At 69.8% G+C, this 15,997-nt stretch carries 15 protein-coding genes and 4 tRNA genes; 12 read left to right on the plus strand and 7 right to left on the minus strand.

The window, feature by feature from the left end; genetic code table 11:
- Nucleotides 1–16: 16 nt before the first annotated feature.
- The gene (locus JOB34_RS18170) at nt 17–895 is read right to left on the minus strand and encodes a GNAT family N-acetyltransferase (protein WP_347813857.1); all 879 of its coding nucleotides are present in this window, start codon (nt 893–895) and stop codon (nt 17–19) included.
- Nucleotides 896–972: 77 nt separating this feature from the next.
- Here JOB34_RS18170 and JOB34_RS12770 point away from each other — a divergent pair, with 77 nt between their 5' ends.
- Both JOB34_RS12770 and JOB34_RS12775 read left to right on the plus strand, forming a co-directional pair.
- Nucleotides 973–1,377, plus strand: coding sequence for a VOC family protein (locus tag JOB34_RS12770; RefSeq protein ID WP_208053066.1), 405 nt, complete (start codon nt 973–975; stop codon nt 1,375–1,377).
- 4 nt (nt 1,378–1,381) lie between these two features.
- Nucleotides 1,382–2,254, plus strand: coding sequence for an alpha/beta hydrolase (locus tag JOB34_RS12775; protein ID WP_208053067.1), 873 nt, complete (start codon nt 1,382–1,384; stop codon nt 2,252–2,254).
- Between the two features lie 158 nt (nt 2,255–2,412).
- Here the strand turns inward: JOB34_RS12775 and JOB34_RS12780 are convergent.
- A tRNA-Leu gene (locus tag JOB34_RS12780) sits at nt 2,413–2,494 on the minus strand.
- A 28-nt stretch (nt 2,495–2,522) separates the two neighbouring features.
- Nucleotides 2,523–2,990 (minus strand): thioredoxin-dependent thiol peroxidase, encoded by a 468-nt coding sequence (gene bcp, locus JOB34_RS12785; RefSeq protein ID WP_208053068.1) that lies wholly within the window; start codon nt 2,988–2,990, stop codon nt 2,523–2,525.
- A gap of 109 nt (nt 2,991–3,099) precedes the next feature.
- On the opposite strand from bcp, the gene JOB34_RS12790 reads away from it, so the two are divergent.
- The 3 genes from JOB34_RS12790 (at nt 3,100) to JOB34_RS12800 (ending at nt 5,227) form a co-directional block, all read left to right on the plus strand.
- Nucleotides 3,100–3,378, plus strand: coding sequence for a DUF3618 domain-containing protein (locus JOB34_RS12790; protein WP_179481853.1), 279 nt, complete (start codon nt 3,100–3,102; stop codon nt 3,376–3,378).
- A 53-nt stretch (nt 3,379–3,431) separates the two neighbouring features.
- Nucleotides 3,432–3,728, plus strand: a complete 297-nt coding sequence (locus tag JOB34_RS12795; RefSeq protein WP_179483734.1) for a co-chaperone GroES — start codon at nt 3,432–3,434, stop codon at nt 3,726–3,728.
- A gap of 125 nt (nt 3,729–3,853) precedes the next feature.
- Complete coding sequence (locus tag JOB34_RS12800) at nt 3,854–5,227, plus strand: esterase-like activity of phytase family protein (protein ID WP_208053069.1); 1,374 nt, start codon at nt 3,854–3,856, stop codon at nt 5,225–5,227.
- A gap of 64 nt (nt 5,228–5,291) precedes the next feature.
- Here the strand turns inward: JOB34_RS12800 and JOB34_RS12805 are convergent.
- A tRNA-Lys gene (locus tag JOB34_RS12805) sits at nt 5,292–5,367 on the minus strand.
- 134 nt (nt 5,368–5,501) lie between these two features.
- Between JOB34_RS12805 and JOB34_RS12810 the strand changes: the two genes are divergently transcribed.
- Together JOB34_RS12810 and JOB34_RS12815 are read left to right on the plus strand one after the other, a co-directional pair.
- The gene (locus tag JOB34_RS12810) at nt 5,502–7,274 is read left to right on the plus strand and encodes a YihY/virulence factor BrkB family protein (RefSeq protein ID WP_208053070.1); all 1,773 of its coding nucleotides are present in this window, start codon (nt 5,502–5,504) and stop codon (nt 7,272–7,274) included.
- A gap of 118 nt (nt 7,275–7,392) precedes the next feature.
- On the plus strand, nt 7,393–7,548 hold the full coding sequence (locus JOB34_RS12815) for a hypothetical protein (RefSeq protein ID WP_208053095.1): 156 nt from the start codon (nt 7,393–7,395) through the stop codon (nt 7,546–7,548).
- Nucleotides 7,549–7,612: 64 nt separating this feature from the next.
- Here JOB34_RS12815 and JOB34_RS12820 read toward each other — a convergent pair.
- Nucleotides 7,613–7,688: transfer RNA gene (locus tag JOB34_RS12820), tRNA-His, on the minus strand.
- Nucleotides 7,689–7,785: 97 nt separating this feature from the next.
- Entirely contained in the window at nt 7,786–8,400 is a 615-nt protein-coding gene (orn, locus tag JOB34_RS12825; protein WP_208053071.1) for an oligoribonuclease, read from the minus strand.
- Nucleotides 8,401–8,464: 64 nt separating this feature from the next.
- Here orn and JOB34_RS12830 point away from each other — a divergent pair, with 64 nt between their 5' ends.
- Nucleotides 8,465–9,643, plus strand: coding sequence for a PrsW family intramembrane metalloprotease (locus tag JOB34_RS12830; protein ID WP_208053072.1), 1,179 nt, complete (start codon nt 8,465–8,467; stop codon nt 9,641–9,643).
- 446 nt (nt 9,644–10,089) lie between these two features.
- Here the strand turns inward: JOB34_RS12830 and JOB34_RS12835 are convergent.
- Nucleotides 10,090–10,166, minus strand: a tRNA-Arg gene (locus JOB34_RS12835).
- A 79-nt stretch (nt 10,167–10,245) separates the two neighbouring features.
- On the opposite strand from JOB34_RS12835, the gene JOB34_RS12840 reads away from it, so the two are divergent.
- The 4 genes from JOB34_RS12840 (at nt 10,246) to ettA (ending at nt 15,933) form a co-directional block, all read left to right on the plus strand.
- Nucleotides 10,246–11,958, plus strand: a complete 1,713-nt coding sequence (locus JOB34_RS12840; protein ID WP_208053073.1) for a dynamin family protein — start codon at nt 10,246–10,248, stop codon at nt 11,956–11,958.
- Nucleotides 11,955–13,598, plus strand: coding sequence for a GTPase (locus tag JOB34_RS12845; protein WP_347813858.1), 1,644 nt, complete (start codon nt 11,955–11,957; stop codon nt 13,596–13,598). Before JOB34_RS12840 ends, JOB34_RS12845 begins: the two co-directional genes overlap by 4 nt.
- A 136-nt stretch (nt 13,599–13,734) precedes the next feature.
- Complete coding sequence (locus JOB34_RS12850) at nt 13,735–14,202, plus strand: single-stranded DNA-binding protein (RefSeq protein ID WP_208053074.1); 468 nt, start codon at nt 13,735–13,737, stop codon at nt 14,200–14,202.
- A gap of 48 nt (nt 14,203–14,250) precedes the next feature.
- Nucleotides 14,251–15,933, plus strand: a complete 1,683-nt coding sequence (gene ettA / locus JOB34_RS12855) for an energy-dependent translational throttle protein EttA (protein ID WP_179481837.1) — start codon at nt 14,251–14,253, stop codon at nt 15,931–15,933.
- The last annotated feature ends 64 nt before the right edge of the window (nt 15,934–15,997 follow it).

Consider the following 15,997-nt stretch of genomic DNA (forward strand, 5'->3'; position numbering starts at 1 on the left):
GAAAGGCGCGCGGCGATCAGCCGCGGTGCACGTCGACGTAGTGGTCGACGGGTGGGACCTGCTCGTAGAACGGATGCAGCAGCGTCCGCCACTGCTCGTAATCCGCCGACTCGCGGAAGCCGACAGTGTGATCCGCGACCCGCGCCCATTCCACCGAAAGCACGTAGTGCGAGGGGTGTTCGACCGATCGGACGAGTCTCACGGAGCGGCACCCGGTCTGACGGCGGATGATCGGCGCCGCCTGGGCGAACGCCGCCTCGTACGCCGCCTCCTGCCCCTCCCTGACGTGCAGCTCCACCTGCTCCAGCACCGGTGCCGCCGGTCGCGGGTCGTCGGGGTGGATCGCCATCAGGTGCTCGGCGTGCCAGACGCCGTCGTACTCCAGGGCGTGCTGGCGGGTGCCCTCGATCGCGAACCCGACGCGCTCGTACATACGCAGGGCCCGGGGATTGAAGGTGAACACCGTCAAGGTGATCCGCTCCAGGCCGACCGCGAACCCGTGCTCCACGATCAGGGCGGTCGCGTCCGTCCCCAGGCCGCGGCCCTGTCCCTGCGGTGCGAGCAGGATCCGGAAGTTGCAGCTGCGCGCCGCCGGATCCCAATCGTTCAGCACGACCTCGCCGACGCATCGGTCGGTGACCACGTCGATGACCGCGAGGTCGAGCCGGTCGGGTTGCTCGGCCCGCGACAGGTACCACGCACGCAGCTCGTCATCGGGCTCCGTGCGACCCGCCTCCGCCTGGGCGGTGGAGGTCACTCTCCCGGTCAACCGCCGTACGTCGGGGTCGCCGATCGCCGCCGCCATGACCGGCAGGTCGCGCTCCTCGAACGGCCGCAGCACGACACGCTCGCTGGTGAGGACGGGTTTGCGGGCGAGCGGGGTGTCCGTGGCCATCCGGGGAGACTAGGCGAGATGCCGGCGTACGGCGCGCGGTCTTGCGCCGGCGCCGTCGCGACGGGAGTCTTACCGCCATGGCGATGCGCTGGTGGACCGTGGTCGTCGACTGTCACGACCTGGCGGCCCAGGCCCGGTGGTGGGCGCAGACGCTGGACTGGGAGTTGGCCTACGAGTCGCCGGAGGAGGCCGTGATCGTCCCGCCGCACGCGATGACGACCACCCCGGCGTCCGTGCAGGAGTGGCTGCAGGTGGGTCCCGGGCTGGTCTTCGTGCAGGTGCCGGAGCGCAAGATGGTCAAGAACCGCCTGCACATCGACCTCGCGCCGCACACCACCCAGGACCGGGACGCCAAGATCCAGGCGCTGTTGGACCGGGGCGCCACCAGGGTCGACGTCGGCCAGGACGACACTGAGGTCACCTGGGCCGTGCTGGCCGACCCCGAGGGCAACGAGTTCTGCGTGCTCTCCTCGAGAGAGTGACGCGATGACCCTGATCGACCTGCCGGACGGCCGACGCCTCGACGTACGCGTCGACGGACCCGACGACGCGCCGGTGCTGCTCTTCCATCACGGCACTCCGGGCTCGGTGCCGGCGTTCGGCTTCCTGGTCCGTGCGGCCGCGGATCTGGGTCTGCGCACCGTCACGTACGCCCGCGCGGGGTATGGCGATTCGACTCGTAACCCCGGCCGCGACGTGGCCGCGGTCGTGCCCGACATGATCGCGATCCTCGACCACCTCGGGGTGGCGCGGTGTGTCACCGCCGGGTGGTCGGGCGGCGGACCGCACGCGCTGGCGTGCGGGGCGCTCGCGCCGGAGCGGTTCGGCGGTGTGCTCGTGATGGCCGGTGTCGCGCCGTACGACGCGGCCGGTCTGGACTTCCTGGCCGGGATGGGCGAGGACAACGTCGAGGAGTTCGACGCGACCCGGGCCGGCGAGACCAGGTGGCGCGAGGTGATGGAGACGTCGGTGCGTGAGCTGGCGGACGCGACCCCGCAGAACATCATCGAGAGCATGTCCTCGCTGCTCCCGCAGGTCGACCGCGCAGTGCTGAGCGAGGAGTTCGGCGACGACCTGGCCGCCGGTTTCCGCGACGGTCTGCGGGTCAGTGGCGACGGCTGGCTCGACGACGACCTGGCGTTCGTGCGGCCGTGGGGGTTCGACCTCGCGCAGGTGCGGGTGCCGACCTCCCTGTGGCAGGGCAGCGAGGACCTGATGGTGCCGTTCGCACACGGTGAGTGGCTGGCGGGGCACCTTCCGGGCGTCCGCGCGCACCTGCTGCACGGCGAGGGCCATCTGTCGGTGGTGATCGGCAGCATCGCGCAGATGCTCGACGAGCTCGTGGCGTCGCGGGTCTGATGCCCACCCAGCCCGGACAGAGACCCGCAGCGTGACGCTGACGGCGTTCACGACCATTGACGGCGTTCGAACACCGTCAACGAACGCGAACACCGTCAGCGTGCAGCGGGACCCGCCCCGAACTCGTGCCCACCCGACGCCCGGGGCGATCGTCGACGTGCGCGAGGCGGGACTCGAACCCGCACACCCGAAGGCACCAGGACCTAAACCTGGCGCGTCTGCCAGTTCCGCCACTCGCGCGCCGGATCATCGTAAGGCGCAGCGAGGCTCAGGCGAGTTGCAGTGCCTTCCGCAGCGATGCGACGTGCCCGGTGGCCCGCACGCTGTACTTCGCCAGGGCGATCCTGCCGTCGGGGTCGACCACGAAGGTCGAGCGGATCACGCCGACGACGGTCTTGCCGTAGAGCTTCTTCTCGCCCCACGCGCCGTACGCCTCAAGCACGCCCTTGTCGGGGTCGGCGAGCAGCGGGTAGGTCAGCGACTCCTTCTCGGCGAACTTCACCAGCTTGTCCGGGCCGTCGGGGGAGATGCCCAGCACGTCGTACCCGGCCGCCCGCAGCGGCTCCAGCGAGTCGCGGAAGTCGCAGGCCTCGGTGGTGCATCCGGGCGTCATGGCCGCCGGGTAGAAGAAGATCACCAGGTGCCGGCCGGCGTAGTCGGAGAGGGAGACCTGCTCCCCGGTGTGCGAGGTGAGGGTGAACGCCGGTGCGGTGTCGCCGGTATCGAGTCGTGTCACGTTGTACTCCCAGATCGTCGGGTTGCAGGTGCGTTATCGTCTCAGCTGAGTCCGAACGCCGGTCGATGCAGCTCAGTGCGACCCACCACGCCCCTCTCGAGGAGATTCCATGGCCGACAAGTCCAAGCCCGCAGCGCCGACCGCCAAGGACATCGAGGCCGACCTCGCCGCCAGCCGTGAGCGTCTGGCCAGCACCATCGACGAGCTCGCCTTCCGCGCGCAGCCCAAGGAGATCGCCCGGCGCGGTGCCGAGGGCGCGAAGCTGAAGGTCAACGACCTGACCCGCACCCCCACCGGTGAGCTGGAGACCGACAAGATCGGGTACGCGGTCGGTGGCATCGGCGCCGTGTCTCTCCTGCTCGGTCTGCTGCGCCGGGCTCGTTCCTGACGTTGTCGAACGGCGGCCAGCCCGCGCCGCAACCGGGTCGCCTGCCGATCCGGATGCTGCACGACCGGCTGCTCGTCTCCACCGAGGGGGAGGCGGGAGAACGACGTTCCGGCGGCGGGATCGTCATCCCCGCGACCGCGAGCGTGGGCCGGCGACTGGTGTGGGGGCTGGTGATGGCCACGGGCCAGCACGTGCGACAGGCGCAGGTCGGCGACCGGGTGCTCTTCGACCCCGAGGAGCGCGCTGAGGTCGAACTGTCCGGACGCGACTACATCCTGCTGCGTGAGCGCGACCTGCACGCCATCGCCCAGGACGAGACCGACGAGGGCGGCACCGGCCTCTACCTCTGATCCGTCGTTCATCCGGATCACTCCCGCTCGTCACCTCCCGGACAGCTTCGGGGGGTGGGGTGCGTGCAGCCCCCGGCGTCCGGTCGGGGTCGCCCGCCCCAGGAGGACCCTCGATGACCCCTCGCATGAGCAGAACCGCCGCAGTCTGCGCGGCCGTCGTGTCGGTCGGCGCGCTCGCCGTGACCGCGACCCCGGCCCTCGCCCACCCAGCACCGCACAAGCCCGCTGATCCGCGCGCGGCGGTGCAGCTGTTCACCGAGCAGGTCCCGTCGCTGGGCACCGTGGGCGGTGTCCGCATCGACGGGGCCGGTTACGGGTCGTCGTTCACCGCGCAGCCCGGGTCCTCCACCGTTTTCTACGGTCTGACCGACCGCGGCCCTAACGCCGACGGCCCGAACGGCACCAAGGTGGAGCCGCTGCCGGGCTTCACCCCGGCCATCGGCAAGTTCCGTCTGGTGGGCGGACAAGCCAAGCTGCTCCAGTCGATTCCGCTGCGGGCCGCGGACGGCACGCCGTACAACGGCCGGGTCAGCCTCGCCGGGAGCACCGGCGAGACGATCACCGACCTGAAAGGCAAGGTGCTCGCGCCGAGCCCGTACGGCTACGACCCCGAGGGGCTCGTCGCGATGCGGGACGGCAGCTTCTGGGTCTCGGACGAGTACGGCCCGTTCGTCACGCACTTCTCCCGGGACGGTCGCCAGCTGGAACGGCTCAGCCCGTTCGACGGCTCCGTGCCGGTCGAGTTGCGCGAGCGTGAGCCCAACGAGGGGATGGAGGGGCTCACGGTCACCCCGGACGGGCGGACCCTGGTGGGCATCATGCAGGCCGGGCTGAACGCCCCCGACGGCCCCAAGTCCAAGAACGTCACGCCGGTGCGCATCGTCACGATCGATCTGCGGACCCGGCGGACCGCTGAATATCTTTACCTGTTGCACAACACGGCAGGGCCGACCACCGCCGTCAGCGAGATCAGCGCGATCGACGACCACACCTTCCTGGTCGACGAGCGCGACGGGAAGATGGAGCCCGGCGCGAACAAGAAGCTCTACAAGGTCGACCTGCGCGGCGCCACGGACGTCGGCAAGTTCGCCACGGTGCCGGGGGCGCGGTACGACGACTCGGCCGGCGGCCTGCTGGTCGGCGGCAAGACCATCGAGGGCCTGGTCGGCAAGGCCGACACGGCGGACTCCGCGTCGCTGCTCGAGGCCGCGCACATCCGCCCGGTCACCGCGAGCCTCTTCCTCGACGTCGCCGGCCTCGTGACGGCGATCGATCCCAAGGGCGGCTTCTTCGGCCACGACAAGATCGAGGGCGTGGCCGTCTTGAACCACGGTCGTCAGGTGGTCATCTCCAACGACAGCGATTTCGGCATCGACGGACTGTCGAACGACACGCCGCCGTTCCAGCTGCACGCGAAGCTGCTGCCCGACGGCACCCAGGACACCGGCCAGCTGCTGCGCGTCGACCTTAGCAAGGTGCCTGCGGCGTACGTCGGCTGAGGCGCCGCCAGGAACGACTGATGCCCGGCAGCACATGCTGCCGGGCATCAGTCGTACTGCGAGGTGGTGCGCCATCAGGGACTCGAACCCCAAACCCGCTGATTAAGAGTCAGCTGCTCTGCCAATTGAGCTAATGGCGCGAGGACCGCAAGGCCTCGCAGACTGTATCAGGGGCGTTCTGCCGTCGCGAAATCGATTCCGGTGGGGCGCATCCCGGCCTGGGGCGGGTAGGTTTCCACGTACGGCGCACGCCCCGACTCGAAGGACCGATGCGATGACTGTCATACCGGACCTGCCCGTCGAACGGCCGCAGGACGAGGTGCCGCTGGCGCCGGAGAAGCCGTCCTGGTCGGTCGCCCTCAAACGTGCTCGCGCCCGCTTCTCCCAGGACGACTGCACGGACAAGGCAGCGGCGCTGACCTACTACGCCATGCAGTCCCTCTTCCCCGGGCTGATCGCGTTGCTGTCCCTCATCAACGTGTTCGGCAACGGCAAGAAGACCACGACGAGCCTGGTCAACATCCTGGCGTCGATCGCGGGGAAGTCGCCCAAGGATCTGCACGCGATCACCGACTTCATCAACAACATCAACACCGCCGGTGGCGGCATCATTGCGTTGATCGTCGGCATCGCCGGCGCGATCTGGTCGGCCTCGGGATACATCGGGGCCTTCGGTCGCACGCTCAACCAGATCTACGACATCGGCGAGGGCCGCCCGTTCATCCGGTTGCGCCCGGTCCAGCTGCTGGTCACGGTCGTCGACATCGTCCTGATCATGATCCTGATGTTCGCCCTCACGACGACCGGCAAGGTGGCCACCTCGATCGCGGCGGAGGTCGGCATCCCGAGCCAGGCGGTCACGATCTGGGACATCGCGAAGTGGCCCTTCGTGGTCCTGATCGTCGTATTCCTGATCTCGTTGCTCTACTGGGCCACCCCGAACGTGCGCAAGACCAAGCGAATGCTGCTCAGCTGGGGAGCGCTCGTGGCCTTCGTGGTCTGGGTCATCGGCTCGGTGGTCCTGCTGACCTACTTCACGTTGACCAACGGATCCAGCTACACCAAGACCTACGGCATCTTCGCCGGCGCGATCATGTTCCTGCTGTGGCTCTGGATCACCAACCTGGCCATGCTCTTCGGTGCCGAGCTGGACGCCGAGCTGATCCGCACCCGACAGCTGCGCTCGGGCATGCCCGCCGAGGAGATGATCCTGCTGCCCGCTCGCGACGAGAGCGGCCTGGAGAAGAAGTCCGATAAACAGCTGGCTCTCGTCGAGCAGGCCCATGGACTGCGTGCGGAGGCCGAACGCGAGACCGCGAGCCCCGACTCCCGCGCCCTGGAGCGGTTTGTGCAGGATCAGGCCGAGTCCAGGGAGGGCAAGAACCCGTACGGGCCCGATGTGCGCACGATGCGGGTCACGAAGGATGAGAGTGTGACCGACACCCCCCGGCAGGTAGGCGATGTCCGGCTCGACCGGCAGGACAGTTCCCCCAGCGCAGGAAGGCAGGCAGTGATGACCCCGACGTCCGGTGATCCCGCACAGCAGCGGGAGCAGATCGAGAGAGCGCGCAGCGAGCGCTCGGCCGTCGCCGTCGCGAAGGCTCAGCGCGAACGCGTCGTCCGTGACCGTCTGGCGGCCGTCGAGGCCAAGGCCGCGAAGAAGCGTGCAGCGCAGGAGAAGAAGCGCCAGGAGCAGCTGAAGGCGTCCGAGGAGGCGTTGCCGCGGAGCAAGCGCTGGGAGGCGGTCGAGGCCGTACGCGCCCAGTTCGCCCCGCGTAGCTCGCGGGCGCGCGACGAGGTCGAGGCCGAGCGCAGTGCCCGACGTGCCGAGTTCGAGGCGAGCGTGCAGGACGCGAAAGACGCCAGGGCCGCTGCAGCTCGCGAGGCGCCCGCCCCGCTGCCGGCCGACGGGTCGCACGTCGCGGAGGACCACGAACTTCCGCAGCGCCCGGAGGACGTCGACGCGCGCGAGAGCGCGTCGCGGGCGATCGTCGACGCCGAACGCACCCACCGGCGCGAGGAGTGGTACGCCACCCACCAGCGCTGACGGCGTACGTGACACGAGGGTGCGCAGGAAGTGGCCCACCGCACCCGCGACCGCCTGATTGAGAGGCGCTCACGCGCGTCGCACCCAGGCTCGCACGGACGTGCAGCAGGATGGACCCATGATCGGAATCGTTGCTGTCCTGTTGGTGATTTGGCTGGTTTTCGTGGTCCTTGGGTTCGTGATCAAGGGACTTCTGTGGCTGGCCCTCATCGGCGTCGTCCTTTTCGTGGCCACCGGCGTCTGGGGCTGGTTGCGCGGTAAGTCCCGGACCTGACCCACGCCGTCGGCACATGAAAGACGCCCTGGCATCACGTGGTTCGTGATGCCAGGGCGCTTCGTGGGGTGAGTGACGGGACTTGAACCCGCGACCACCGCGACCACAACGCGGTGCTCTACCAGCTGAGCTACACCCACCATGGCGCCGCCGGGTGCCTGGACGGATCCGGGCGGAGGCAGCGCGGACGATCATACCTGCCGGACGACCGTGCTTCCGACCGCCCCGGCAGTGTGCTCAGTGAGCTTCCAGCGGCTCCGCGATAGCGCGGGCGGCCTTGGTGTCGGGGCCGGGTGGTGGCACGAACACGGCCTGACGCCAGTAGCGCAGCTCATCGATGGACTCGCGGATGTCGGCCAGCGCACGGTGCCCGCCGTGCTTGGCCGGGGCCGCGTAGTAGGCCTTGGGGAACCAGCGGCGTGACAGCTCCTTGATCGAGGACACGTCGATGATCCGGTAGTGCAGGTGCGCCTCGAGTGTGGGCATGTCGCGGGCCAGGAACCCCCGGTCGGTGCTCACCGTGTTTCCGCCGAGCGGCCAGCGGCGCTCCTCCGGGGCGTGTTCAGTGATGTAGGCCATCACCTGTTCCTGCGCGTCCTGCATGGACATCCCGCCGGACAGCTCCTCCAGCAGACCGCTGCTGGTGTGCATGTCGCGCACGAAGTCGTTCATCTGCTCCAGGGCGGCCGCCGGCGGCTTGACGACGACGTCGACACCGTCGCCGAGCTGGTTGAGATCGAAATCGGTGACCAGGGCGGCGACCTCGATAAGGGCGTCGTGCTCCAGGGACAGTCCGGTCATCTCGCAGTCGATCCACACGATGCGATCCGTGCGTGCTTTGTCATCGCTCACAACCGCCACCCTAGGGGCCGGGTCCGTCAGTCGATCCACGCCGTGCTCGTCTTATCTTTGTGGTGTGAGCACCGAGGCGCCCGGGGGTGCGCCGGTCCCGGGTCGGAAGCGTCCGTCGTACCGGCCTGCCCTGCTGCTGCACCGGCCGATCCTGCGGTACTGGCTCGCGGTCGCCCTGCTCGCCGTGTTCTTCGGCGCGTGCGGCTACTCGGTCCTGAAGATCGTCCGCGCGCAGTCCGGCGTGACGGCCACGGTCCTGGGGATCATGCTGTCGCTGGTCGTGCTGGGCATCATCGTGCCGGTGCTGCTCTGGTTGGACCGGTTCGAGCGGGAGCCGCCCCAGCTGCTCGTCATGGTCTTCGCCTGGGGCGCCTGCGTGGCGACCCTCGGGGCGCTCACCCTCAATCAGTTTGGGGGCACGCTCGTCGGGGTCAGGCCCGGTGACAGCCTGCTCGCCGTCACGGTCGCGCCGGTCGTCGAGGAGAGTCTGAAGGGTCTGGCGCCTCTGCTGATCCTGCTGCTCTGGCGCCGGGAGATCGACGGGGTCGTCGACGGGATGGTCTATGCCGGGATGACGGCAGCCGGCTTCGCCGCGGTCGAGGACGTCTTCTACCTGGCCCAGGGTTACTCCACCGCCGGTCGGCACGGGCTGTTCGCGACCTTCCTGGTGCGCGTGGTCATGAGCCCGTTCGCCCACCCCCTCTTCTCGCTGTGTGTGGGCATCGGCATCGGTCTGTCCGCGACGTCGGGCCGATGGCTGGTGCGCATCGCGGCGCCGATCATCGGCTGGTGTTGCGCGGTGTTGCTGCACGCGGGCTGGAACGCCGGCGCCGTCCTCGCGATCCACGGGTCGGTGTGGACCTACCTCCTGCTGCAGCTGCCGCTCTTCGCGGCGTTCGTCGCGATCGTGGTGACCGCCCGGCGGCGGGAGGCGGCGCTGATCGACCGGCACCTGCGCCACTACATCGAGACCGGTGACCTCACCCTGCCCGAGGTGATGATGCTCGCCTCGATCCCGGAACGCCGGTACGCCCGGGCCTGGGCGGGCGCGCACTACGGTCGGCTCGGCGAGCATCAGATGCGGCAGTTGCAGGACGCCGGCAGCGAGCTCGCGCTGCTGCGGGCCCGGATCGCGCACGGACAGCGCGGAGCCCGACTGCGGGCGGATGAGCGCGACCTGCTGAACGTGATCGCGGGGTGCCGCGAGCCCTACCTCGACACGGCGCTCTACCGGCGCGGGTAAACCGTTCGTCGGCGTCCGTGCCGTCTGTGCTTCGGGCGGGGTTTCAGGCGGCCTGGACGAGGAGCGCTGCGGTCGGCTCGCACTGCCCGGTGGGTTGTCGGTGCTTCGGTCACTTTCCTGCGCGCGGCGTACACGCCCCGGGTGGGGTGTCGGCGCCGCGGTCACTCACCGGCGTCCCCTGTACGCGCCCAAGCCGAAGAAGTCGCGTCCTTCAGCCGTGTGCCCTGCGATTCCGTCTCCCGATCCAGGCCCCAGCGAATGAAGCGATGGGGATGCCCGCGACTGCGAGCCAGTCGCCTGTTCGGGCGAGGGAAACGAGCAGCACCACGCAGACCAGGAGGAGCCCCACGAGGAGGAATCTCGCGCGCAACGTGGCAGGCCACCATCGGGAGGGGGTGGCCTGTCGCTGCACGACGCTGCCCTTCTGATGCGAGCGGTGAACGAACTGGTGCCCCCGGCAGGACTCGAACCTGCGACCTAGGGATTAGAAGGCCCTTGCTCTATCCAGCTGAGCTACGGGGGCGAGCGCCGACAAGTGTAGGGCGGACATCGGCGCGGCCCGGCAAGTTGAGTATGCCGACCCGACAGGCGATGCTGGCCCGGTGACACGAGCGCTCGAGGGGATAGTGCTGCTCCCCGCGCTGCAGTCGCTGCGGACTCAGGTGGAGCGCACGGCGCTGCCCCTGGACGTCGAGGGGGTCTCCGCGACGCGGCGTACGCGCTCGGAGCTGCTCGCACAGCTGGACGACTACCTGATCCCGCGCGCGAAGTCCCTGGACGCCCCGCTGCTGGCGGTCGTCGGCGGCTCGACGGGTGCCGGCAAGTCGACACTCGTGAACTCCGTTGTCGGAGAACATGTCTCCAAGTCCGGCGTGCTGCGTCCGACGACGCTGGCCTCCACGCTGGTGCACAACCCAGCCGACGAACGCTGGTTCGCCGGAGACCGGGTGCTGCCCGGACTGGCACGTCTGACCGGCGAGCACACCGAGCTCACCGACCCGGGCACGTTGCACCTGGTGTCGTCCGCAGGCCTGCCGCAGGGCGTCGCGCTGCTCGACGCGCCCGACATCGACTCGGTGGTCTCGGCCAACCGCGACCTGGCCCGGCAGCTGATGTCGGCGGCCGACCTGTGGATCTTCGTCACCACGGCGGCCCGGTACGCCGACGCCGTCCCGTGGGAGCTGCTGCACCAGGCGACGGACCGCGGGACGTCCGTGGCCATCGTCCTCAACCGTGTGCCGACCGACGCGATGGAGGACGTGCGCTCGCACTTCGCGGGCATGCTGGCCGAGCAGGGCCTCGGCCAGTCGCCGGTCTTCGCGATCATCGAGACCGGGCTGGAGGACGGGCGCCTGCCCGACGAGGAGGTCGCCCGGCTGCGCAGCTGGCTGCACTCCCTGGCCTCCGACGCGCAGGCCCGCAACATCGTCATCCGACGCACCCTCGACGGTGCGCTGGACTCCCTGCAGCAGCGGGTTCGTGCGCTGCAGGACGGCATCGCGGCGCAGACGGAGGGGGCCGCGCGATTGCGCAAGGAGGTCGACGACGGGTTCGCCGCCGCGGCGGCCGGGGTCGACGAGGGCATGAAGGACGGCTCGCTGTTGCGCGGCGAGGTACTCGCTCGGTGGCATGAGTTCGTCGGCACCGGGGAGGTGCTGCGTCAGCTGGAACGACACGTGGGGCGCGCCCGGGACCGGGTGACCGCGTACCTGCGCGGCCGGGGCAAGGCGCAGCCGGCCGAGGAGCTGGGGGAGGCCCTGCAGTCCGGCGTCGTGGTGCTGGTGCGTTCGCACGGACAGTCCGCGGTCGACGGCATCGCCCGCGGCTGGCGGCTGACCCCGGGAGGGGCGCCGTTGATGGGAGCGCACCCCGAGATCGCCCAGCTGTCACCCGATTTCACCCAGCGTGCCGAGGAGTTGGTGCGGCGCTGGCAGGGCGAGGTGCTGCAGATGGTGCGCGACGAGGCCGCGGGCAAGCGCACGACGGCACGGTTCCTCGCGTTCGGTGTCAACGGCCTGGCCGTGATGCTGATGCTGATCGCGTTCTCCGCGACCTACGGCCTGAGCGGTGCCGAGGTGGGGATCGCCGGCGGTTCGGCGGTCGTGGCCCAGCGGCTGCTCGAGGCGCTCTTCGGCGACCAGGCCGTCCGCACGCTGTCGGCCCGGGCCCGCAAGCGGCTGCTGGACCTGAGCAGTGAGCTCTACGACCAGGAGAAGGCGAGGTACGTGCGCGTGTTGGAGGATGGGGCGAGCATCTCACCGCAGGACGACGGACTGCGTACGGCGATGGGTGAGCTCAAGGCGGCACGCCGGTGACGCCGATCCTGGGGCGCCACAGGCCCGCCGCACCCGTCCCCGCCGAGCAGCTGGCCCAGCGCAGTGAGGACCTCGCCGCGGCGCTGGACCACGGCGGCTCCCGACTTCCGGCTCCCGACGTGGCGCAGGCCCGGGCGTTGCTGGAGAAGGCGCGGGCGCGTACGGCGCTCACCGGCTCGCGTACGGTCGTCGCTCTCGCCGGGGCCACTGGCTCCGGGAAGTCGACGCTCTTCAATGCGCTGGTAGGAGAACCGATCTCGAGGATCGGTGCCCGCCGCCCGACGACGTCCTCACCGGCTGCGGCCATCTGGGGCGAGGAGCCGAGCGCCGACCTGCTGCAGTGGCTGGGCGTCTCGACCCGGCACCAGGTCGCCGCCGGATCACCGCACGCCGCGGATCTCGACGGCATGATCCTGCTCGACCTGCCCGACCTCGACTCCAACGTCGCGCAGCACCGCGCCGAGGCCGACCGCGTGCTGGAGCTGGCCGACGTCTTCGTGTGGGTCACCGACCCGCAGAAGTACGCCGACGCCGTCATGCACGACCAGTACATCTCCCGGCTCGCCGGGCACGACGCGGTGACCCTGGCCGTCCTCAACCAGGTCGACCTGCTGCAGCGCGCCGAGGTCGGGGAGTGCGTCGCGGACCTGAAGCGGCTGCTGGTGGCCGACGGGTTGGCGGGCGTGCGGATCATCCCCATCTCCGCCGCGCGCGGCCACGGCGTCGACGACGTCGTGTCCGCGATCGCCCAGGTCGTGCAGCAGCGCAACGCCGCCGAGCAGCGGCTCCTCGGAGATCTCACGGTCCACGCCACCGGGCTGCGCCCGCATGTCTCCGACACCGAGCCGCCGGTGCAGGACGCCGGGCCCGAGTTGGACCGAGCCCTGGCGCAGGCGGCCGGCGTACCCGTCGTTCTCGACGCCGTCGAGCGCGACTACTTCATGCGGTCCACCCAGCGCGGCGGCTGGCCGTTCACCCGGTGGATCACCAAGCTGCGCCCCGCCCCGTTGTCCCGCCTCGGCCTCGACGAGGTCGTGAAGGGCGGCCTCAGCCGGCACGAGAGCAGCACCGTGCTCGGCCGCTCGTCGCTGCCCCCGCCCACACCGGCGTCGCGGGCGGCGGTGGACGTGGCCAGTCGCGAGTTGGCGCAGCTGGCGTCCGTGGGACTGCCGCAACCCTGGGCGGACGCCGTGCAGGACGCAGCGGCGCCCGACGAGAAGCTGTACGACGAGCTGGACCGCGCCGTGATGGGCGTGCCGCTGCGGGGCCGCGATCCGGGCTGGTGGTCGGTCGTCGCCGTGCTGCAGTGGCTCTTCGCGATCGTGGCTGTGCTCGGGCTGTTGTGGCTCGTGTCGCTCTCGGTGCTGGCTTTCGGCCAGATCCATCTGGACCCCCCGACGGTCGGGATCATCCCGATCCCGCTGCTCATGCTCGTGCTCGGTCTGCTCGCCGGGTTGGTGCTGGCGTCGCTGTCCCGATGGATCGCACGGCGGGGTGCGGCCCATCGCAGCAGGGTGGTCGGAGCGCGGATGCGGCAGGAGATCAGTGCTGTCGCGGCACGGCAGATCACCGACCCCGTCGCGGTCGTCCTGAACGATCACCGTCAGACGCGCGTGCACCTGGAGGCGGCCGAGGGCTGAGCCCGCGTCGTCCACATCCCCGTCAGAGGGTGTCTCGTCGTCCACACGGCCCGTCTGCCCGCCTTCTCCGCCGCCCTCCGTGGGCGCACTCTCGTCGCAAACGGGCACCTCCCGGTGTCCTGCGAGGGGAGTGGGCATGAACGAGGTGGAGATCACGCTGACCGGGAACGTCTCATTGGACCCGCAGCGTCATCAGACGAGGACCGGCGAACATTTCCTGTCCTTCCGGGTGGCGGTCAACGAACGCCGATACGACCAGGGGTCCGGCGGGTACGTCGACGGCGCGGCGAGCTTCTATCGGGTCGTCGCGTGGAAGCAGCTGGCCAGGCACCTGGACGGGTGCCTGTGCAAGGGCGACCCGGTGATCGTGCGTGGGGTGCTGCGGATCAACGAGTGGACCGCGACCAACGGCCAGGCGCGCTCGACGCCGGAGGTCACGGCGTACCACGTGGGCCACGATCTGGCGTTCGGCGAGGGCAGCTTCCGGCGGGTGAGCCGCTCGGCGCCGCCCGGGCAGGTCGCACCGGGTGGGTCCACGGAGGCGGTTGGACCGGTGGCCCGGACCGACGGCACCGACGCGGACGGTGCGCAGTCGGCCGCCTGAGCACCGGCCGATTCGGTCGCAGTGCGCGCCGCGACTAGCCTTCCGGGCATGGCTGAGTTCATCTACACAATGACCAAGGCGCGCAAGGCGGTCGGCGACAAGGTCATCCTCGACGACGTCTCGATGTCGTTCTACCCCGGCGCCAAGATCGGCGTCGTCGGCCCCAACGGCGCCGGCAAGTCCACCATCCTGAAGATCATGGCCGGGCTCGACCAGCCCTCCAACGGTGAGGCCCGCCTCTCGCCCGGCTTCAGCGTCGGCATCCTGCTGCAGGAGCCGCCGTTGAACGAGGAGAAGGACGTGCGAGGCAACGTCGAGGAGGGTATGGGTCAGATCAAGGACGATCTGGACCGGTTCAACGAGATCTCCGAGCTGATGTCCGCCCCGGACGCCGACTTCGACGCCCTGATGGCCGAGATGGGCACGCTGCAGGAGAAGATCGACGCCGCCAACGCCTGGGACCTGGACTCCCAGCTCGAGCAGGCGATGGACGCGCTGCAGTGCCCTCCCGGTGACGCCGACGTCACCGTCCTGTCCGGTGGTGAACGACGCCGCGTCGCGCTCTGCAAGCTGCTGCTCAGCAAGCCCGACCTGTTGCTGCTCGACGAGCCCACCAACCACCTCGACGCCGAGTCGGTGAACTGGCTGGAGCAGCACCTGGCGGCCTACCCCGGCACCGTCCTGGCCGTGACCCACGACCGGTACTTCCTGGACAACGTGGCCCAGTGGATCGCCGAGGTCGACCGCGGCCGGCTCTACCCCTACGAGGGCAACTACTCGACGTACCTGGAGAAGAAGCAGGAGCGCCTGCAGGTCCAGGGCAAGAAGGACGCCAAGCTCGCCCGTCGCCTGAAGTCCGAGCTGGAGTGGGTGCGCTCGAACGCCAAGGCCCGCCAGGTCAAGAACAAGGCCCGCCTCGCCCGCTACGAGGAGATGGCCGCGGAGGCCGACCGCACCCGCAAGCTGGACTTCGAGGAGATCCAGATCCCGCCGGGCCCGCGCCTCGGTGCGCAGGTCATCGAGGTCAAGGACCTGAAGAAGGGCTTCGGCGAGCGGGTGCTCATCGACGGCCTCTCCTTCACGCTGCCGCGCAACGGCATCGTGGGCGTCATCGGCCCGAACGGCGTCGGCAAGACCACCCTCTTCAAGACCATCGTCGGTCTGGAGGAGCCGGACAGCGGGTCGGTGAAGATCGGCGAGACCGTCGACATCTCCTACGTCGACCAGAGCCGTGGCGGCCTCGACGCGGAGAAGTCCCTCTGGGAGGTCGTGTCCGACGGACTGGACTACATGAAGGTCGGCAAGGTCGAGATCCCCTCACGCGCCTATGTGTCGCAGTTCGGATTCAAGGGCCCGGACCAGCAGAAGAAGGCCGGCGTCCTCTCCGGTGGGGAGCGCAACCGCCTCAACCTGGCGCTGACCCTCAAGGAGGGCGGCAACCTGCTGCTGCTCGACGAGCCCACCAACGACCTGGACGTGGAGACGCTCGGGTCGCTGGAGAACGCACTGCTGGAATTCCCCGGCTGCGCCGTGGTCATCAGCCACGACCGGTGGTTCCTGGACCGGGTGGCGACGCACATCCTGGCCTACGAGGGCACCGAGGAGAACCCGGCCAACTGGTACTGGTTCGAGGGCAACTTCGACGCGTACGAGGAGAACAAGGTCGAGCGGCTCGGTGTCGAGGCGGCCCGCCCGCACCGGGTCACCCACCGTCGCCTCACCCGCGACTGAGCGGGCACCGGACGCGGACCTCCCCATCGAGGGGTAGGAACGTGGTCGAGGGGTGGGGCTGCAG

It is taken from the genome of Allobranchiibius sp. GilTou38, from assembly GCF_017565325.1.
GTDB classification, from domain to species: Bacteria; Actinomycetota; Actinomycetes; order Actinomycetales; family Dermatophilaceae; genus Allobranchiibius; species Allobranchiibius huperziae.